General features: G+C 71.0%; 11 protein-coding genes. 2 read left to right on the forward strand and 9 right to left on the reverse strand.

The features are described 5' to 3' along the window. Nucleotides 1-2: 2 nt before the first annotated feature. The gene (locus tag K8638_RS21470) at nucleotides 3-4,412 is read left to right on the forward strand and encodes a pilus assembly protein (RefSeq protein ID WP_223756439.1); all 4,410 of its coding nucleotides are present in this window, start codon (nucleotides 3-5) and stop codon (nucleotides 4,410-4,412) included. 83 nt (nucleotides 4,413-4,495) lie between these two features. Here the strand turns inward: K8638_RS21470 and K8638_RS21475 are convergent, their stop codons facing one another. Next, a complete protein-coding gene (locus K8638_RS21475) occupies nucleotides 4,496-4,840 on the reverse strand; it encodes a hypothetical protein (RefSeq protein WP_223756440.1) in 345 nt (114 codons plus the stop codon). 112 nt (nucleotides 4,841-4,952) lie between these two features. On the opposite strand from K8638_RS21475, the gene K8638_RS21480 reads away from it, so the two are divergent. Beyond that, complete coding sequence (locus K8638_RS21480) at nucleotides 4,953-6,203, forward strand: tetratricopeptide repeat protein (RefSeq protein WP_223756441.1); 1,251 nt, start codon at nucleotides 4,953-4,955, stop codon at nucleotides 6,201-6,203. Here K8638_RS21480 and K8638_RS21485 read toward each other — a convergent pair. From K8638_RS21485 to K8638_RS21520, 8 genes are all read right to left on the reverse strand, one after another. After that, complete coding sequence (locus K8638_RS21485) at nucleotides 6,184-7,515, reverse strand: pitrilysin family protein (protein ID WP_223756442.1); 1,332 nt, start codon at nucleotides 7,513-7,515, stop codon at nucleotides 6,184-6,186. The genes K8638_RS21480 and K8638_RS21485 overlap by 20 nt on opposite strands. Further along, nucleotides 7,512-9,053: a HAMP domain-containing sensor histidine kinase gene (locus tag K8638_RS21490; RefSeq protein ID WP_223756443.1), complete on the reverse strand. Its 1,542-nt coding sequence runs from the start codon at nucleotides 9,051-9,053 to the stop codon at nucleotides 7,512-7,514. The genes K8638_RS21485 and K8638_RS21490 overlap by 4 nt, the downstream gene beginning before the upstream one ends. Before the next feature lie 116 nt (nucleotides 9,054-9,169). Then, complete coding sequence (locus K8638_RS21495) at nucleotides 9,170-11,122, reverse strand: pyridoxal-dependent decarboxylase (protein WP_223756444.1); 1,953 nt, start codon at nucleotides 11,120-11,122, stop codon at nucleotides 9,170-9,172. Nucleotides 11,123-11,380: 258 nt separating this feature from the next. Beyond that, nucleotides 11,381-11,920 carry a hypothetical protein gene (locus K8638_RS21500; RefSeq protein WP_223756445.1) on the reverse strand — a complete coding sequence of 180 codons (540 nt, stop codon included), beginning with the start codon at nucleotides 11,918-11,920 and terminating at the stop codon, nucleotides 11,381-11,383. Between the two features lie 113 nt (nucleotides 11,921-12,033). Next, entirely contained in the window at nucleotides 12,034-14,013 is a 1,980-nt protein-coding gene (locus K8638_RS21505; RefSeq protein ID WP_223756446.1) for a glycoside hydrolase family 15 protein, read from the reverse strand. A gap of 141 nt (nucleotides 14,014-14,154) precedes the next feature. Continuing rightward, nucleotides 14,155-17,301 carry an efflux RND transporter permease subunit gene (locus K8638_RS21510; protein ID WP_223756447.1) on the reverse strand — a complete coding sequence of 1,049 codons (3,147 nt, stop codon included), beginning with the start codon at nucleotides 17,299-17,301 and terminating at the stop codon, nucleotides 14,155-14,157. A gap of 19 nt (nucleotides 17,302-17,320) precedes the next feature. Continuing rightward, nucleotides 17,321-18,490 (reverse strand): efflux RND transporter periplasmic adaptor subunit, encoded by a 1,170-nt coding sequence (locus K8638_RS21515; protein ID WP_223756471.1) that lies wholly within the window; start codon nucleotides 18,488-18,490, stop codon nucleotides 17,321-17,323. After that, complete coding sequence (locus K8638_RS21520; RefSeq protein WP_370644068.1) at nucleotides 18,487-19,854, reverse strand: TolC family protein; 1,368 nt, start codon at nucleotides 19,852-19,854, stop codon at nucleotides 18,487-18,489. The genes K8638_RS21515 and K8638_RS21520 overlap by 4 nt, the downstream gene beginning before the upstream one ends. Nucleotides 19,855-19,951: the final 97 nt, after the last annotated feature.

A 19,951-nucleotide genomic window follows, 5' to 3' on the forward strand; every position in this document is an offset into this window, starting at 1 on the left:
CCTTGAGACGAGACAACAGGTCCGGTGTCGTGGCGTGCGTGGTGGCGGTGGCCCTCGCCGGAGGGCTGCTGGTGGCCTCCCATGCGCGCGCGCAGTCGAGCGCTGACGCCTCGTGCTGCCTGACGGCTTCGAGCGCGCTCAGCTCCTACCTCAACCCGCCCGTGGGCGAGGACAACACCTTCTTCCGCCAGGCCGCGGGAGGCGACGCCACCATCGCCTTCGTGCTGATGAACCGGAGGAAGATGTTGGAGTTCCCGCTGTCCATGTACGAAATCCGCATCATGGGCAGCGCGGACGGCCAGTCTCCGGATGACCCCTCCGCGACGGGCTGCAACAACGCCTATCTCAACAACCTCAATTACTTCTACCCGAGGGCCGCTGCGCTCGCGGGCCCCTATCAGGCCGGGCGGACCTATCCGCGCCCGGAGGTCGCCTACTCGCCGAGCAGCGTCAACACCAACGCGGTGGACCAGATGTTCCTCGGCTCCAGGTTCTACCGCTTCATGACCTGGACGAGCCGCGGCACCACGACGAGCCCATCGGACACCGCGGCGGGGGCCTGCTCTGAGCTGTCCGGCCTGACGGCGACGCAGCAGGGCGAGTGCGCGACGTGCCTGGCCACCCGCGGCTACTACCTCAACCCCAACCTTCCCACCGTCACCAATGAAGCCAAGGACACCCTGCAGAGGAACCCCAACGCGGGCGTCTTCGCGGGCAACTGGCTCAACTTCCACCCGCCGCGCCACGTCATGCTGCGGCTGGCGCTCAAGCGGCTGATGGGCGACCCGCGCATCTCCCGCTTCCGCATCTCCGTCGTCACCAACGACGAAGACGAAGGCGCCCGCATCGCCGAGCCGTTCCGCCCCGCCTGCGGTGGTAGCGGCACGCCCACCAACTCCTTCACCAACGGCGTCGACTCCGTCCGCTTCGACGATGATGACAACCCCCTCGCCGAAGTGCTCTTCAACATGGGCGAGTTCCACGCCGACCCCGGCCGCTGGCACGGCGGGAGCCGCCAGCTCTTCTTCAACGGCAACGTGGAGAAGATCAACGACCAGGGGAACCTCTGCCGGGACTGCGACAAGCACTTCATCGCCCTCTTCTCGGACGGCCGCGGCGACGAGGGCACGCCCTACTGCACCCCCACGCTCGACGCGGCGGGGAACCCCGTCCTGCCGCGCCCGTGCACGAGGCCGACGAGCCTGTCCTGCGGGGACCTGCTGGGGCTCACCCTCGAGAATGATGGAGACGACTATGTCTCCGCGGGCCGGTTCGAGGTGTACGGACTGCTCCCCCGGACGCCGGCGGGCACCTGCCTCGCGGACGTCGCGGATGACGTCGCGGCCTTCCTCGACCGCACCGACCTGGGCGTGGCGCCCGAGTTCCCGGGCCAGAACACCATCCAGACGTACGTCATCGGGTTGGGCAGCAACGGCGCGCAGCGCATGAACATCCTCCGGCGCATCGCGGAGGAGGGCGGCGGCGACTTCTACCTCGCGGACGACTACTCGAAGCTGGAGAAGGGCCTGGACACCATGCTGGCCCAGATGTCGCGGCGGGCCACCTCCTTCGCGAGCGCGGCGGTGTCCTCGTTCCAGGTGAACGCCGGCGGCACCGGCGTGGTGCCGCGCTTCCGTCCCAACCGGCAGGGCGACTGGCGCGGCTTCCTCTACCGCTGGAACCTGTTCAGCGAGTTCGTCGAGGGCGTGAACAAGAACGCCAGCGAGGAGGACCCGGATGACCTCGACGACGTGTTCATCACCGACGTGAACAACAACATCGTCATCGAGGACGACGACGGCGTCTTCCGGCGCAAGGGCTCGTTGGAGCCGGCCACGCCGCACTGGGAAGCGGGCGAGAAGCTCCTCCAGAAGGGCGCCGACGCGCGGGTCATCTACACCGTCATCGACAACACCTCCACCGCGGGGTCGGGCGGGCCCGACAACCGGCTCGACCACGGCGACGCGCGCATCGAGTTCTCGGAGGCCAACGTCGACCGGCTGCTGCCCTACCTCGCGCTGGACGGCTCTCCCGTCTGCGGGATGCTGCAGCAGGCCATGGCACTGTCCTCCCTCTCCAAGCGCGACTGCGGGCGGTACGTCATCCGGTACATCCGCGGCAAGGACGTGCTGGACGAGGACGGAGACCTGAGCCGGAACGATGACCGGGAGTGGCTGCTCGGCGACATCTTCCACTCCTCGCCGGCGGTGGTGTCGAACCCGGTGGAGCCGTTCCTCTGCGACCTGGGGCTGCACACCCAGTGCGTGAATACGCTCTACGCCACGCAGCTTCCGGTGGGCGCCACGCCGCTGGTCAGCTACCCCATCAGCGGCGGCACGGCCATCGACGCGTATGAGAAGTACCGGCGGGACGGCCTGTCTCGCGAGCGCATCGTCCTGGTGGGCGCCAATGACGGCATGGTGCACGCATTCCAGGCGGGAAGCCCGCTGGCGTCGGTGCCGGCTCCGACGAACGCGCAGCGCTTCCCGGAGACGCACGACGTGGGCACCGGCGAGGAGCTGTGGGCCTTCATCCCGCCGGACCTGCTGCCGAAGCTGAAGTTCCGGCTGAACATCGAGGGCCGCCACCACTACTTCGTGGACGGCGACATCATGGTCCGCGACATCTGGGCCGACTCCTCCGTCAACCCGAGCAAGAAGGACGCGGAGGAGTTCCACACGCTGGCCGTCTTCAGCGAGCGCCGCGGCGGCAACCACTACTTCGCGCTGGACGTGACGAGCCCGAGGGACCCGAAGTTCCGCTGGCTCTTCCCGCAGCCCTGCTCGCCCGAGGCCCGGGAGATGGGCGAGACGTGGATGAGCCTGAGCCCGAAGGCTCCGCCCATCGGGCCGGTGCTGCTCAAGAAGGAGAATGGCGGCATCCCCCGCGTCATTCCTCCGCTGCCCCAGGCCATTCCCACCGAGGAGCGCTGGTCGGTGTTCCTCCAGGGCGGCTACGACCCGAACCTCAACAAGGGCCGGGGCGTGTACGTGCTCGACGCCTGGTCGGGACAGCTGATCTTCAAGCGTCAGTACGACGGGGCGGCCGGGGACAGCCCGAATCTCAAGTTCCCCATCGCCGCGCCCATCGGCCTCATCGACTATGGCTCCGGCGGGCAGGGCCAGGACGGCTTCTTCGACACGGCCATCATCGCGGACACGGGCGGGCAGGTGCACGTGATGCGCTTCCATGAGCCGGGCATCGACGCGAACGGTGACGGGATGGTGGACAACTGGCGCATGGCGCGCAGCTTCGAGCAGGGCGGCAGCGCCGACCTCGACCTGCGCGAGCGCAACCCGTTCTTCTTCCTGCCCTCCAACTCCATCGACCCGAGCTCGGGCCAGCTCCGCACGTTCCTCGGCAGCGGCGACCGCTACAACGTCCGCGACCCGTCCGCCGGCGAGTGCAAGGTGGACAACCCGTATGCCTGCGGCAAGTACTCGTGCACGTGGAGCAGCACGCTCACGGTGGACACGGGCGGCCAGTCCTACAGCACCACCACCACCCTGGCCGGTGGCAAGCTGACCCAGGTGACCGAGACGACGGAGCTCGGGACGAGCGCCACCTGCGGCTCCTTCACCGGCACCCAGGTGGACAAGGTCTCCGGCTGCGCCGGCATCTCCACCACCACGCCGCGCGTGCTCAAGAACAAGAGCGTGACGTGCGGCAGCGTGGATGGAGGCTACAGCTGCACCCAGGACCTGGCGTCGGAAGGCGGCGGCGTCTTCAACACGGCCACCGTCGAGCCCGTCGACCCCGCGGGGGTGGGCGCGAACCAGTATTACGGCTTCTGGTCCTACGGGAAGTCGGTGACGCAGGCCGACGGCGGCACCCTCCTGCGCGAGTTCACCGATGACGACAGCGCGGCGGCCTTCGACCAGAACCGGATCCGCGAGGCGCGGCTGGTGGACGTGACGAGCGGTGCCACGGCCCCGCCCAACTCCGAGGGCTGGCGGCTGCGGTATGGGACGCTGGCCGAGCGCACCGCGAGCGGCTCGGGCGTGCTCGCGAGCTGCGTGCTGTGGAACTCGCTGGAGTTCATGCCCAACCAGAACTCGGCGTGCTCGGTGGGCGGCACCAGCCAGGCGCGCATCTACCAGGCCAACATCCTCACCGGCGCCGCCGACTGCGCGGACTCGTTCCGTCAGGCGAACGGCACCTACGTCCGGTCGATGGCGCGCAACGTGATTACACCTCCGGCCGAGCCGACCCCCAAGGTCAGCATCAACGCGGCGGGGCAGATTCGCTACAGCCTCGACTCGTTCGACCCCGGAGCGCCGCAGGCCCAGAGCGTCAACGTCCAGAGCAGCCAGGACGTGGTCCAGCTCATCTACTCGCTGGACGTGCCGCCCGCGCTGCATGCCTGCCGGCACGCGCCCACGGCCGACGGGACAGAGGGGCGCTGCGAGTAGTCGCGGAGCCGGGGCCCGGTACGGTGCGAGGAGCCGCCTCGCGCCCCGGGCCAACTGCGCCGTAGGGTGCCGAGGTGTAGGCCCTACGCCGCCACGTCCAGGACTTCCAGCGCGTCGCGGACGCCGGGCAGGGCGGTGAGCAGCTCGAACTCGGCCGTCTGGAGCATGGACACGCGGCGGCCGGACACGCGCTCCATGTGCAGCTCGATGCGGTACTCACCCGCAGGATTGACGTGCCGGGAGATTCGCGCACGGCGGCCCTCCGCCTGACAGGCGAGGATGTCGTTGCGCAGGCTGCGCAGCCGCCGGAACACCTTCAGCGCCATCCGCCCCTCGGGGGTGTCGAACGTGTGGAAGTGCCGGTTCCGCGACAGGGGCTTGCTGGGGTCATGGAGCCTCTCCACGAGGCGCCGCACGAATGGGTCCATCGACGGGGGAGGATAACATCCAGTACCCTGCCGCTCAGCGATGCCCTGGCGATTTTCGATCCGTCCCTGGACCCTGGCGCTCCTCCTCCCGCTTGCTTGCAAGGAGCCGGAAGTGGCCGCGGTCCAGAACCGTGCACAGCAGGCCCAGGCCGCCCTGGCCGAGGGCCGTGCCTTCATTGCGAAGGGAGAACCCGGCCCCGCGCTCGCCGCGCTCCGCAAGGCCGCCACCGCCGCTCCGGAGAGCGCGGAGCCCCTGCTGCTCATGGCCGAGGCCCACCGGCTCGCCGGCAATGAAGGCGCGGCGATTCTCGCGCTGAAGCAGGCCAGGTCCCTCGTGGGGGAGGACCCGTCCATCCAGCGGCAGCTCGCCGAGCTGTACCTCCAGGACGGCCACACCCAGGACGCCCTCAGCACCCTCATCCGCCTGCGCGACGCGGGCAACCTGCCGGACGCGGACGTGCTCAAGCTGGCCCGCATCCAGGCCCGCGAGGGGCAGATTGATGCCGCCTTCAAGACGCTGGAGGCCATCCTCCGGGAGAGCCCGGACGACCCTGAGGCCAAGGCGGTGGAGGCGGAAGTCCTCCTGCTCAAGGGCGAGGAGCTGCTGGCCGCCAACCTGATGGACCGGCTGCTGCAACAGAACGCGGGGCTGACGTCCGCGCGGCTGTTGCGCGCGCGGTACTTCCTCAACAGCGGCTTCCCGGAGATGGCGGAGGCCGACCTGGGCGCGGTGCAGGGGCCGGACGCGGCGCGCACGGACGTCGTCACCCTGCGCGCGCGGGTGCTGCTGACGCAGGGGCGCCCCGCGGACGCCGAGGCGGCCCTGAAGAAGCTGGTGGAGGCCGAGCCCCGCAACGCCGAGGCCCTGGCCTGGCTGGCGGAGACGGTGCTGGTGCAGGGCCGCCGCACGGACGCGCAGGCGCTGGTGGACAAGGCGCTCCAGCTCCGGCCGCGCCTGGCGCGGGCCCTGTACGTGCGCGGGCGCGTGCAGGAGGAGCAGGGCGACCGCCGGGGCGCCGAGGAGAGCTACCGCTTCGCCCTCACCGCGGAGCCACGCTTCGCCCCGGCCCACTCACGCATGTGGCGCCTGCACCTGAACGCCGAGCGCAAGGTGGACGCGCAGGCCTCCCTGGAGCGGCTGCTCACCCTGGGCGAGGCCACCCTGGAGGAGAAGGCGACGCTGGCCCGCCTCTACTCGGTGCTCCAGACGAAGGTCTCCCAGGGGCTGAAGCTCATCGACGAGGCGCTGAAGCGGGAGCCGGGCAACGCGGAGTACCTCCAGACGCAGAAGGCGCTCACCGCGCTGCTGCCGAAGCCCAAGAAGCGCCCCTCGGGCCCCATCATCATCCGCGGAGGCCGCTGACGGCGGCCAGCGGGGGCGCCTCCGGTGCGGGCAGCCCGGGGGCGTCCGCCACCACGCGCTCCAGGGACTTCAAACCCTTGCGCTGGCCCACCGCCACCACCGTGAGGTTCTCCCGGTGGAGGTAGCGCCGGGCCACCTCGCGCACGCGCGCGGCGGACTGCGCGTCCACCAGGTCCGCGCGGTGGCTGAAGGACTCGGGCGCGTTGAACAGCTCGTTGACGCCGAACCAGCCGGCCAGCTCGCCCGGCGAGTCCTGGGCGAACTCCAGCAGCATGCGGTGGCGGCGCTTGGCCCGGGACAGCTCCTCCTCGCCCACCTCGGTGTCGCAGAGCGCGCCGAGCACGCGGAAGGCCTCGGCCACCACCTGCGCGGCCTTCTCCGGCGCGCTGGCGGCCTCAATCTCGAACAGGCCCGCGTCGTGGTACGTGTCCAGCGAGGCGTGGACGGAGTAGGCCAGCCCGCGCTTCTCCACGATTTCGAAGGGCAGCCGCGAGGACAGGCCGTCATCCAGCAGGCGCCGGATGATTTGCAGGGCGGGCTGGTCCTCGTGCCGGTCCGGCACGGTGCGGAAGTTGAGGCGGAACTCCGTCTGCGACTCGTCGTGGGCCACGAAGTGCAGCCGGGGGCCGGGCGCGGGGGGCGTGGGCGGCGTCTCGCTGTTGCCCGGGCCGGGTGGCAGGCGGGCGAAGGCGCGCTCGGCCATCTCCAGGACCTCCTGGCGGTTGACGCGGCCGGCGGCGGTGACGACGAGGTTGCCCGCCACGTAGTGCCGGGCGAAGTGCTCCAGCACCTGGGCGTGGGTGAGGGCGGAGACGGACTCGCGCGTGCCGGCGATTTTCAGGGACAGCGGGTGGTTGGGGAAGAGCAGCCGGCTGGACAGGTTGTCCAGGTCGATGTCGCGGCCCTTCTCGTCCACCTCGTCCAGCATCTCCTCGAGGATGATCTGCCGCTCCACCTCCATGTCGGTGAGGCGGGGGCGGGTGAGCATGTCGCCGAGGATGTCCATGCCCACACGCAGGTGCGCGGGGTGGATGGGCGTGTAGTAGTAGCCGTGGTCCCGGGTGGTGACGCCGTTGAGGTTGCCACCCACCTCTTCCACGGCCGCGTTCATCTTCACCGTGTCCGGCCAGCCCTCGCTGCCGCGGAAGAAGAGGTGCTCCAGGAAGTGGCTGACGCCGTTGTTGGCGGCCGTCTCGTGACGGCTGCCCGTCCGCACGTAGATGGCGAGCAGGGCGGTGTGGAGGTGGGGCGTTTCGACGGTGACGACGCGCAGCCCCGAGGGCAGCACGTCCCGGTACGAATTGAAGCTCATGCGCGGGGAAGCCTTAACACGAAGGATGTCCCCTGGCCGGGAATACTCTGGCAGGAGAGCGAGCCCCCGTGGGCCTGGAGGATCTGCTGGCTCACCGCGAGCCCCAGGCCGGTGCCCCCCTCCTTGGTGGTGAAGAAGGGCTCGAAGAGGTGGCGTCGGGTCTCCTCCGACATGCCCTGACCTGTGTCCGCGACGGTGACCTCCACCTCACGCTCCAGGGGGCGGGTGGCCACGGTGAGGCGGCCGCCGCCGGGCATGGCCTCGCGGCTGTTGCGCAGCAGGTTGAGGAACACCTGGCGGAGCTGGCCCTCGTCCGCGAGCACCGGAGGCGTGTCCTTCGCGAAGTCGCGGACCACCTCGATGCCCGCGCGCTCCAGCTCCTCGCGGCTGAAGTCCAGCACGCCGTCCAGCACGGCGGTGACGTCGCGCGGGTCCAGGTCCGGCCGGGGCGGGCGGGCCATGCGCAGGTAGTGCTCGGTGACGTCGGCCAGCCGGTCCACCTCCCGGGTGACGGCGGACAGCAGCTCCTTCACCTCGTCCGCGTCCTCCTCGGAGGGGAAGGAGGCGCGCTCCATCCCGTCCTGGAGCAGCTCCACGTTGAGGCCGATGGAGGACAGGGGGTTGCGCACCTCGTGGACGATTTGCGCGGAGATGCGGCCCACGGCGGCGAGCTGCTCGGCGCGCATGAGGGCCTCGGCCTGGGCCTTGAGCTGGGCCTCGCGGGCCTGGAGCGAGCGGGCCATCTGGTCGAACTCGCGGGCCAGCACGGCGACCTCGTCGTCGCCGCGCACGCCGAGCTGGGCGCTGTAGTCGCCCCGGCCGATGCGGGACACGCCCTCGATGAGGGTGCGCATGGGGCGCAGCGTGCGGGCGGACCACGCGGTGGCGCCCAGCCCCAGGGCGATGGCGGCCAGGGAGAAGCCGATGATGAAGACGCCGGTGGTGCGCTCACGCTCCTCGGCGTCGTCCACGCGCTCGCGGATGCGGTTGGCCAGGGCGACGCGGAGCACTCGAATCTCGCGGCCGATGGACGTCTCCAGCTGGCGCAGCTCGGCGCTGGCGCGGGCCACCTGCTCCCGGTCCGGGGTGGGGGTGGAGAGGGCGGAGAAGACCTGCTCCGCGGCGCGGCCGTAGTCACGGTAGCGCGCGTGAATCTCCCCGAAGCGGTTCTCCAGCCCGCGGATGAAGGGGGCCTCGCTGGCGGGGGCGAAGGCCAGCACCTCGCGCGCCTTGCCCTGGGCGGCCGTGAGGCGTTGGGACATGAGAGGCGGGAAGTAGAGGCGCGCGAGCCGGATGAAGGCGCGGCGGGCCTCCACGCTGCCCTCGTCCAGGAGCCGCTCGGTGTCCTTCTCCTGGGTGGTGTGGAAGGTCTCCAGCTCGGCGGCGTCCTGGGAGAGCTGGAGGTAGCCCTGGCTGACGAGGCGTATCTCCAGCCGGTTGCGGTGCAGCTCCGTCACGCTGAAGAGGGACACCAGCCCGAAGGTGACGAGCACCACCGCGTAGCCGAGGAAGATGCGGGTGGCGAGGGAGAGCTTCACGGGAGGTCATCGCTACGCGGACCAGGGCCCGGGCGCAAGTCGCGATGAGCCTCCATGCCCTCCAGGCAGGGAAGGGGATGCGCCAGAAAGTCAAGGGAGCCCGCCTCTCCCCCGGCTCACCCGCGGGCGTCGAGCTGCGCCCGCATCACCTCGCCCAGCGTCTGGATGAAGCCGCGGACGTGGTCCACCTTCTGCCGGCGGGAGGTGAGGAACGGGTCCATCACCGTGCAGCGCAGCACGGCCACCCCGCCGGCCCTGTCGTAGTCCGCGGGGGTGAAGCCCAGCCGGTCCACGATGGGCAGGGCCGCGCGCCCGTACTCGGCGGCGCGCAGCACCGTCTTCGTCACGTAGTAGTCCGGGCGCTTCATCGTGTCCGGGCCCACGCTCAGCGCCCGGTAGATGCGGTCCACGAAGGCGTTGGTCTCCTCCAGCGTCTCCAGCGTCGGGTGCCCCATCGCGAAGCAGACGATGTTCAGGTCCGAGGGGGGGAGCAGCACCGGCTTGAAGGGCGCCCAGTCCCCGCTGGCGATGCGCCGGTGGAGCGCCATGGTGCCCTTGGCCGTCTCGCCCACCAGCCGCCCGTAGCCGGTGGCGTCCAGCGGCAGCACCTTGTGGCTCATCCACACGGCGGCCGCGGCCGCGCCGGGCTTGGAGCCCTCGAAGATGGAGCGGCCCAGGTAGGCGCTCTCGTGGCCTCCCGCGTGGAAGAGGTAGGGCGCCTCCACCGACACCAGGTCGCGCACCCGCTTGTCCCGGAACGAGATGCTGCCCGCCGGGTAGGGCATGTAGCCCAGCTTGTGCGGGTCGATGGTCACCGAGTCGGTGCGCTCCAGCGCGCACAGCGCCCGGTAGACACCCTCCGAGGGCCAGGCCTCCGGCGTGTAGTCCGCGAGCGTCTCCTCGTACGTCCGGCGCTCGCCGCCCGCGCCCCGCGTAATCGAGGCCGCGTAGCCGCCCCAGGCCGCGTCCGCGTGCAGGTGGAACGCCAGGCCCAGCTCCCGCCCGAGCCGCTCCCTCAGGTCCGCTATCTGGTCCAGCCGGTCCACCGCGCTCTCCTCCGTGGAGCCGATGACGGCCACGCAGGCGATGACCGGCTGCTGGCGCACCGCCAGCGTGCGCAGCGTGTCCTCCAGCGCGGCGGGGGACATGCGGAAGTTCGTGTCCACCGGCACGTGGACGAGCTGCCGTGAGCCGATGCCCAGCGCCCGGCACGTCTTCTCCCACGAGTAGTGCGCCGTGGAGGGCACCAGCACGATGCCCGGGGGGAGCGCGTCCTGGAATTCGGACGCCAGCCGCAGGCCGAACTCCTGGTAGCCCAGCCCCGCCAGCGAGTGGCGCATCACCAGCGCCATGGCGCGGCCCGAGTCCCCCACCTGCGAGCGGAAGCGCTCCAGCGCGTCCAGCGCCGCCTCGGGGGGCACGTTGAGGAGCTGCCACAGGCTCAGCTCGCGAAGGGGGCGCTCCCGGCCATCCGGCAGCCGCACCTCCAGCTTGCGCAGGCCGGCCTCCTCCGCCGCGTGCCGCAGCGACACCGGGAGGTACTTCACGTTGCGCGCGACCCACAGGGCCTCGAAGTTGGCCACCGTGCCGCCCGAGGTGAGGTGCCCCCAGTACCGCTCCGGCGCGTAGCCCACCATCCGCGCGAGCTGCCCGGCCACCTCCAGCTCCAGCCGCGTCGTGACGGGGGAGGCCTCCGCCGACACGTTGTTGGGGTTGTAGAGCATCGTGGCGAAGTAGCCGATGAGGCTCGCCATCGTGAGGTCCGAGCACATGTGCCCGATGTAGCGGGAGCTGAAGGCGGGCACGCCGCCCTTGAGCTGGCTCAGCAGCCCCATCAGCTCCTGCGCCAGCAGCGAGGTGGACTCCTCGTAGGCCGGTGCGCGTTTGTCGGCCTCCTGAATCAGGAAGCCATCCTCGGGATGGAGGTTGCGCCGCCAGAAGATGTGGTCTCGGAAGGCCTCCAGCAGCAGACGCTCGAAGGTGTCCGCGTTCTCTCCCTTGGGACCGAGGAAGAGCGCGCCGAGGTCGGGTGGGGCGGAGGCGGGGAGCTGTCGGAGGTGCGTGCTCATGGGGACGCACCCGCGATTGCAAGTCATGCGCCCCGGGGCTGGCGCCTCATGAGCCCCCGCCGGTGGCGGCGCGGACGGCAAAGACTGCGCGTTGGAGGGGGGCCGGGGCGCAAGGGCTGCGCGCCAGGTCCCCCCCGGCGTCGGGGCCGGGGAAATGCGCCGTTGCGCCGCGAAGGGTGTCCTACCCGTTTCTGAGCGGCTCCCCCAGACCGCGAAGAGAGGCGCCCCTCCTCACCCGTGCGGAGGGGCGCGAGGCCGCTAACACTCGTTCGCTCCGCCAATCTCGACCGTCACCACCTTGCGGCCCTGCTCGAAGACGAGCGTGTAGAACCGCCCCCAATCGCAGTAGTCGGGCGCGGACATGTACTCCCAGCTGTGGAATCCGCCGTCATAGGCCTCGCCGGTCGCCACGAAGTCCTCGGCGGCCGTGGTCAGCGCGGCGCCGAGCCCCTGCTCGAGCTGCGTCCGGGTGCGGTCACCCTCGTAGCCCCAGGGGCTCTGCGCGAAGTCCGAGAAGAGCAGTGCGTACTCGGCCGTCTCCTGGTTGGGGAGTGCGCCCGTCTGAGGCGCGAGCACGTCGAACGCCCGCACCGTGACGTAGCTGCAGTACCAGCAGGAGTCCAGGTAGGCCGCCGCGGCGGCCTCCAGCTCCGGGGGGGTGTTGGTCAGCTCCAGCTCCACCGGCGTGAGGAGCTGCCACTGGTCCTGGGGGGTGGCCTCCTCCGTCTCCATGGGAGAGGCGGGCGCGCAGGCCACGGCCAGCGAGGCGAACAGCGAGAGGGCGAGAAGTCGCTTCATGTCAGCTCCGGGGGAAATGTGGGCGGAATGCCCGCGAGTCGGCGGCCCGTCCCCGCAGGGGGGGCGCTCTCCAGACACGCGCCGCGGCCAGGTGGCGCACGAATTCTTTCGCGCTACTCGATGGCCGGCGGTTCCGGCTCGAGGAGGTGCGGGGGCTCCGTCTTGCCCTCGTCGCGCATCCGGAGCGCGCGGTCGATGCGCGCGGCGGCGCTGATGAGGCCGAGGTGGCTGAAGGCCTGCGGGAAGTTGCCCAGCTGCTCGCGGGTCAGCGGGTGGATTTCCTCCGCGAGCAGCCCCAGGTGGTTCGACGCCTCGGCGTGCGCGACGAAGACGTCCTCGGCCTCCTCGATGCGGTTGGCGAGCGCCAGTGCCTCGGCCAGCCAGAAGCCGCACAGGATGAAGCCACCCTCGGGACCGCCGACACCGTCATCCATCCGGTAGCGCCGGAGGAACGGGCCCGCCCCGAGCTCGTGGCGCAGCCATTCGATGGTCCGCAGGATGAACGGCTCGCTCGCGCGGAAGCACCCGACGATGGGCAGGAGCAGCAGCGCGGCGTCCGGCTCGTTTCCGCCATAGATGCCGACGAAGTGCTTCCGGGCCGGGTCCACGCCGTTGCGGAGGATGTCGGCGCGGATGACGTCCGCCAGCTCCGAGCACGACCGCGCCAGCTTGTGCTCACTGAAGAGCAGGGCCAGGTGATGCCCCCGGCGCAGCGCCAGCCAGCTCATGAGCTTCGAGTGGACGTTGTGGCGCATCTCCCGGCGCGGCTCCCAGATGCCGTGGTCGGGCTCGCACCATCGGCGCGCGGTGGTCTGGATGACCGAGCGCAGCAGCCGCCACGTGCGCAGGGGCAGCCGGCCGCCGAACCGCTCGTAGAGGTACGCCGCGTCGAGCAGCGCCCCCGCGGTGTCGAACTGGAACTGGTCTCTCGCGCCGTTCCCGAGCCGCACCGGGCGCGAGCCCTGGAAGCCGGCGAGGTGTGTCAGCTCCGTCTCCGCGGGCACGGGGCCGCCGTCCAGTGTGTACATCACCTGGAGCGGGCCGCCGCGCTGCAGGGTGTCGCGGACGAAATAGAAGAACTCGCGGGACTCGCTCAGGAAGCCCATGAGGTTGGTGGCGCGCACGGCCATCGCCGAGTCACGCACCCAGCTGTAGCGGTAGTCCCAGTTGCGGGGGCCTCCCATCCACTCGGGGAGCGACGTGGTGGGCGCGGCCACCATGGCGCCGGTGGGGGCGTACATCAGCAGCTTCAGCACCAGCGCGGAGCGGAGGACGTGGTGCCGCCAGGGCCCCTCGTAGTGGAGGTGTTGAGACCATTCCCGCCAGGCCTGGCGGGTGTCCCGGAGGTGGTCGAAAGGGCGGTAGGCGGCGATGTGCTCCGGCCGGTCCGAGTCCCAGGAGAGCACCATCCAGCGCCGCTCGCCCGCGCCGAGCCGGATGCGCGTCTGGAGGCCCGCATCGCCGCGGCATGGCTGCCCGTGGAGCTCACGGCAAGAGCGCCAGTTCACCTCCCCGCTCAGGACGGCGACCAGACGCTCGCCCCGCGCGCCGCGCGCGACCAGTCCGTGCTCCTCCCGGTCAATCCGTGTCTCCGAGGTGCCGTAGCCGAAGCGCGGGTCGAAGACGACGTTCAGCTCCACCGCGCCCTCGAGGCACTCGATGCGCCGGTGCACCTCGTGGACGGTGGACCGCGGGTCGTTCGTCCACGGCATGTAATCGATGAGGCGGATGACTCCCTTGCGCTCGAAGCGGAAGAGGGTCTCCAGGACGTTGGTGTCCGGGTCGTAGCGCTGCAGGCTCTCGAACGGCCATACGACTGGCGTGATGCCGGTGACGCCTCCCTTCTCGTCATCGAGGATGCCCCCGAAGACGCTCGGGCTGTCGAAGCGGGGGAAGCAGAGCCAGTCGATGATGCCGTCGGGCCGGACCAGGGCGCAGGTGACTCCGTCGCCAATCACCCCCCGGCCGGCCAGGGGGACCTCCCGGTGGGAGGCCGGGTTGGAGAACCGGAAGGGGCGGGCCATCCGCCTGGCGGCGCTGTACAGGTCCATGAGCAGGCGGGCCGCGGGGAGACCGCGACCCGCCGTTCTCAAGGTAGGGACCTCCGCGGCCTCCGCGGCCCAGCCGGATTCACGCCCGCCTGGCTCGGGGCCGGAATGCCGAGCGGCCGTACCGGCGCCGTGGGGCAGGCCCCTGCATCAGGGGCCCGGCCCCACTCTCGGTGACTCCGCCTCTCAGTGCGAGGGGGCGGCGGCCGGGACGGCCTCGTCCCCTCCCGTGGTGCGCTTCGCCTCGCCCCGCAGCTTCTGCATCAGCACGTACAGGCCGGGGATGAAGACGAAGTTGACCACCGTGGACACGAGCATTCCGCCGAACACGGCCGTGCCCAGCGAGTTGCGCGAGGCGGCGCCGGCGCCGGAGGCCGTCATCAGCGGCACCACGCCCAGGAGGAAGGCAATCGACGTCATCAGGATGGGCCGCAGCCGCACCTCGGCCGCCTCCACCACCGCGTCGACGGCGCTCTTGCCGCTCTCCCGGAGCTGCTCGGCGAACTCCACGATGAGGATGGCGTTCTTGCTGGCCAGGCCCACCAGCATGACGAGACCCACCTGGCAGAACACGTCATTGGCGAACCCGCGCGCGAGCTGCAGGCCCAGCGCGCCCATGATGGCCAGCGGCACGGAGAGGATGATGACGAACGGCAGGGTGAAGCTCTCGTACTGGGCCGCCAGCACCAGGAAGACGAACAGCAGGCCCAGACCGAAGATGATGAGCGTCTGACCGCCGCTCTGCTTCTGCTCCAGGCTGATGCCCGTCCACTCCGCGCTCATGCCCTGGGGCAGCACCTGCGCGGCCAGGGCCTCCATCTTGTCCAGGGCCTGGCCGGAGGACACGCCCGGCGCGGGCTGGCCGTTGAGCTCCACGGCCCGGAAGAGGTTGTAGTGGCGGATGACCTGGGCGGACACCGTGGGCGCCACCTTCACCAGCGACTCCAGCGGAATCATGTCCCCGCTGTCGCTGCGCACGTAGAAGGCGCCGATGTCCTGCGGGCTGTCGCGGAACTGCTGCTCGGCCTGCACGTAGACGCGGTAGGTGCGGTTCGCGTAGTTGAAGTCGTTGACGTACTGGCTGCCCATGTAGACCTGCATGGTGCCGAACACCTGCTCGATCGGCACGCCCAGCGCCTTGGCCTTCTGCCGGTCCACCTCCACGTCCAGCAGCGGCGTGTCCGCGTTGAAGGTGGTGAAGACGCCGCGAAGCTGGCCGTCCTCGTTGGCCTTGGCCACCAGCGCCTGGACGGCGGTGGCGATCTGGTCCAGCGAGCTGGTGCCGTCGATGTCCTCGACGATGTACTGGAAGCCGCCCACGCTGCCCACGCCGCGGATGGCCGGGGGCTGGAAGGGGATGACGCGCGCCCCGCCGATGCGGCTCAGCGGCGCGCGCAGCCGCTCCACCAGCGCGGCCACGGAGTGCTCCTTCCCCGGCCGCTCGTCCCAGTGCTTCAGGGGGGTGAAGATGGTGGCGATGTTGGGGCCGGTGCCCTGGAAGGAGAACCCGCCGATGGCGAACATGGCGCGCACCTCCGGCTGGGCCTTCAGCACCGCCTCCACCTCGGCCAGCACCTTCTCCGTCTGGGCCAGCGACATGCCCTCCGGGCCCTGGATGGAGATGATGACGTAGCCCTGGTCCTCGTCGGGGATGAAGCCCGTGGGCGCCATCCGGAAGAGGGCCACCGTGCCGGCGATGCACGCGAGGAAGGCCACGAGGATGATGACCGGGTGCTTCAGGAGCCGGCGCAGCCCCCGGCCATAGGTGGCCTTCGTCCAGTCGAGCACCCGGTCCACCTGGCGGAAGAAGACCCACTTCTCGCCCTGGTGGTGCTTGAGCATCCGCGCGCTCAGGGCGGGCGTGAGGGTGAGGGCGCAGAAGGTGGACAGGGCCACCGACGCGGCGATGGTCAGCGCGAACTGCCGGTAGATGGCGCCGGTGGTGCCGGGGAAGAGCGCCACGGGGACGAACACCGCCACCAGCACGATGGAGATGGCGATGACGGCGCCGGCCACCTCCTTCATGCCCTCGCGCGCGGCCTGCACGGGGGACAGGTGCCGCTCCGCCATCAACCGCTCGATGTTCTCGATGACGACGATGGCGTCGTCCACCACCAGGCCCGTGGCCAGCGTGAGGCCGAAGAGCGTGAGGGTGTTGATGGAGAAGCCCATCAACTGGACGAAGGCGAAGGTGCCCACCAGCGAGACGGGGAGGGTGAAGGCGGTGATGAGCACGCTGCGCCAGCCGTGCAGGAACACGAAGATGACGAGGATGACGAGGGCAATCGCCTCCACCAGCGTCCGCATCACCTCCTGGATGGAGGCGCGCACCGCGAGCGTGGTGTCCACGCCCGTCTGGAACTCCATGCCCGGGGGGAACAGCTTGGACAGCCGCTCCAGCTCCGAGTAGACGCCGTCACGCACGTCCAGCGCGTTGGCGGTGGGGAGCTGGAAGATGGCGAGGCCCACGGCCTGCTTGCCGCCAAAGCGCAGGAGCGTGCCGTAGTTCTCCGCGCCCATCTCCACGCGGCCCACGTCCTTCACGCGCACGCTCTTGCCGTCGTTCTGCCGCATGAGGACGATTTCGCCGAACTCCTCGGGCTCCACGAGACGGCCCCGCGCCCGCACGGCAATCTGGTAGGGCTGGTCCTCCGCGGAGGGCGGCTGGCCCACCTGGCCCGCGGCCACCTGGAGGTTCTGCTCCTGGAGCGCGCGCGTCACGTCCTGCGGGGTGAGCTTGCGGCGCGCCAGCTCCGTGGGGTCCAGCCACAGGCGCATGGAGAACTTGCGCTCGCCGAAGATGCGCACCTCGCCCACGCCGCGCACGCGCTTGATGGCGTCCTTCAGATTCACGTCGGCGTAGTTGCTGAGGAACTTGGCGTCGTAGCGCTCGTCCGGGCTGAACAGCGCCACCGTCATCAGCATCTGGTTGGAGGCCTTGTTGACGACAATGCCCGTCTGGTTCACCTGCGAGGGCAGGCGCGCGGCGGCGCGGCTGACGCGGTTCTGCACGTCGACGGCGGCCACCTCGATGTCGCGCGTGGACTCGAAGGTGATGGTGATTTGACTGGTGCCGTCGTTGCTGCTGGTGGAGGTGATGTAGCGCATCCCCTCCACGCCGTTCAGCTCCTGCTCCAGGGGAATGGTGACGGCGCTCTCCACCACCTCGGAGCTGGCGCCCACGTAGTTGCTGGTAACCGTCACCTGCGGCGGCGCCAGGTCCGGGTACTGGGCAATGGGCAGCGTGGGGATGGCGATGGCCCCCACCAGCGTCAGCAGGATGGAGCAGACGATGGCGAAGACGGGCCTGCGGATGAAGAAGTCGACGAACATGGTGCGTAAGTCCCCTCGCTCAGCGGCTGCCGGCGGGACCGCCTCCCGCGACGCCCGGGGGCGGCGCGCTTCCCAGGACACCGCCACCGGAGCCCTTCGCGGCCTTGAGCTTCACGGGCATCCCGTCGCGCAGCGCCTGCATGGAGGACACGGCCACGAGGTCTCCCGGCTGGAGGCCCTTCTCCACGACATAGGCCATCTCCCCCAGCGCGCCGAGGGTGATGGGACGGCGCTCCACCACCGTCTTGCCTTCCTTCTCCCGCACCACCAGGGCGAAGGGCTGGCCGCTCTGCCGCACCACCGCGAGCGCCGGAATCTGCAGGGCGTCACGGACGGAGTAGACGAGGCGCGCGCGCACCAGCTCGCTGGGACGCAGGCCCACGGTGTTGCGGAACGCGGCCTTCACCTCCACCAGCTGGGTGCGCGGGTCGGCCTGCGGCGCGACGAAGAAGACGGTGCTGGTGAGCAGCACCTTCCCCTGCGCGTCCAGGATTTCCAGCGCCGTGTCGGGCTTCAGCGAGCGGGCGCGCGGCGACGGCACCGCCACGCTCACCTCGAGCACGTCCGCCTGGGCGATGCTGGTGAGCGGCGTGGTGGCGCTGACGAAGTCGCCCAGGCGCACCAGCACGTCACCGACGGTGCCGGCGAACGGGGCGCGCACCACGTTGAACTGGAGCTGCACCTGGCGCTGCGTCACCTGCGCGGCCGAGGAGCGCGAGGCGGCCTCGGCGGCCTCCACCTGGGCGCGGGCGCCCTCCAGCTCCTGCGCGCTCGCCAGGCCCTCCTTGTTGAGCGCCTCCGTGCGGGCCAGGGTGCGGCGCGCCAGCTCCAGGTTCACCTGGGCGGAGCTGAGCTGGGCCTGGGCGCTGTCGAGCGCGGCCGTCTCCTCGCGCGCGTCCACCTCCACCAGCGGCGCGCCCTCCGCCACCTGCTGGCCGGGGCGCACGTGGATGCGGCGCACGTAGCCCCCCACCTGCGGCAGCACGGTGACGTTCTGCCGTGACGTCAGCGCGCCCAGGTACTCGCCGGTGTCCCGCACCTGCTTCGGCTCGAGCGTCACCGTCTCAATCTCACGAGGCGGAGGCGCGGCCGGGGCCGCCTTGCCGCCCGAGCAACCCGCCACCGCCACCAGCAGGGTGGCACCCCACACCGTCTTCTTCAGCGCCTCCAGGGGGCGCACCCGTCTCACCAGTCGCACCGGGCCTCCGTCAGGAATGCGTCCAGGCGCGCCTGGACGAGCTCGAATTCACGCAGCACCAGCGTCAGCTCCGCCTGGCGCAGGGCCGCTCCGCTCTGCACCAGCTCCAGGCTGCTGCCGCGGCCCACTTCAAAGGAACGGCGGGTGAGCCGGTCGGTCCGCTCCGCGAGGTCGCGGGACTCGATGGCCGTCTTCACCAGCGACTCGGCGACCTCCACCCCGCGCCGGGCCCGGGCCACCTCGATTTCCACGTCGCGGCGGGCGCTCTCCAGGGCCGCTTCCGCCTGGGCCTCCACGCCCGCGCGCTCGCGCACCAGCCCGCCCCGGCCACCGCCCTCCCAGAGGGGGACGGACAGCACGGCGGCGACGTTCCAGGTGGCGAACCGGCCGAAGCCCGGGGCCGTGGTGAGGCCGTACAGCGTGCTGGAGACGCCCAGCGTGGGCAGGTAGCCCGCGGACGCCTGGCGCCGGCTGTCGCGCGCGGACTCCACCTGGGCCCGCGCCGCCACCAGGTCCGGACGCGTGTCCAGGCCCTCCAGCGGGGCGCAGTCCTTCCGCGTCTGGTCCACCAGTCCCTGGAGGTTGAAGGAGGGGTCCACGCCGAGGGGCTGGCCGAAGCCCAGCGCGAAGCCCAGGGCCTCGCGGGCCTGCCGCAACTGCTCGTCACCGGCGACGAGCGCGCCCCGCGCCACCGCCACGTCCTGGTTCACCCGCACCACGTCCAGCTGGTTGCCGGCGCCCAGCTCGAACGAGCGCTGGGTGAGGGCGGCGCGCTCCAGCGCCCGCTGCAGATTCACGCGGTTGATTTCGGCGGCGCGCTCGGCGGCCACCGTCGCCACCAGCACCTGCGCCAGCCCCAGCGTGAGGCGGCGCCGCGCGTCCTGGAGGTTCGCCACGGCGCCCGTCTCGGCGGCCCTGGCCGACGACAGCCCGCGCCACGCGCTGACGTCCACCACGGCCTGGGTGAGCGTCGCGGTGACGCTGCCCAGCGGCGTGGTGGCGGTGCGTCCGCTCCCGACGATGGCGGGGTTCACCCCCGACGGGACGTCCGGGTTGAGCACGTCGTGGACGACGCTCGCCTGCGCGCGCGCGTTGGGCAGCAGCACCGACAGGGCCTGACGCGACCGGCCGCCGGCGCGCTCCACCCCGGCCTCCGCGCTCCGCAGGTCCGTGGACCGCTCGCGGAGCAGGGTGAGCGCCTCGTCCCACGTCTTCACCAGCCGGGGGGCGGGCGGGACGGGCGTGAGCATCGCGTCCTCCACCTTCGGCTGGGTGGAGGCGGGGAGGGGAGTGGCCGGGTCGGATTGGACCGCGCCGACGGCAAGTGCCAGGAGGAGGACGGAAGGAGTTGCCATACGTCAGACGCGAGTGAAGGAAAGAGGTGACGACCCGAGCTGCCCGGTTTCCCCCCGCAATGACGCCCTGCGCGGCACCGATGTAATTGACAACGGT

It is taken from the genome of Myxococcus sp. RHSTA-1-4 (assembly GCF_020037125.1).
Lineage (GTDB): Bacteria > Myxococcota > Myxococcia > Myxococcales > Myxococcaceae > Myxococcus.

What these genes read in the sequence shown, in the direction of transcription:
- K8638_RS21495 (WP_223756444.1), bottom strand. Translation starts at nt 11,122, where the DNA reads ATGAGCACGCACCTCCGACAGCTCCCCGCCTCCGCCCCACCCGACCTC.
- K8638_RS21485 (WP_223756442.1), bottom strand. Translation starts at nt 7,515, where the DNA reads ATGAGCTTCAATTCGTACCGGGACGTGCTGCCCTCGGGGCTGCGCGTC.
- K8638_RS21500 (WP_223756445.1), bottom strand. Translation starts at nt 11,920, where the DNA reads ATGAAGCGACTTCTCGCCCTCTCGCTGTTCGCCTCGCTGGCCGTGGCC.
- K8638_RS21510 (WP_223756447.1), bottom strand. Translation starts at nt 17,301, where the DNA reads ATGTTCGTCGACTTCTTCATCCGCAGGCCCGTCTTCGCCATCGTCTGC.
- K8638_RS21475 (WP_223756440.1), bottom strand. Translation starts at nt 4,840, where the DNA reads ATGGACCCATTCGTGCGGCGCCTCGTGGAGAGGCTCCATGACCCCAGC.
- K8638_RS21520 (WP_370644068.1), bottom strand. Translation starts at nt 19,854, where the DNA reads ATGGCAACTCCTTCCGTCCTCCTCCTGGCACTTGCCGTCGGCGCGGTC.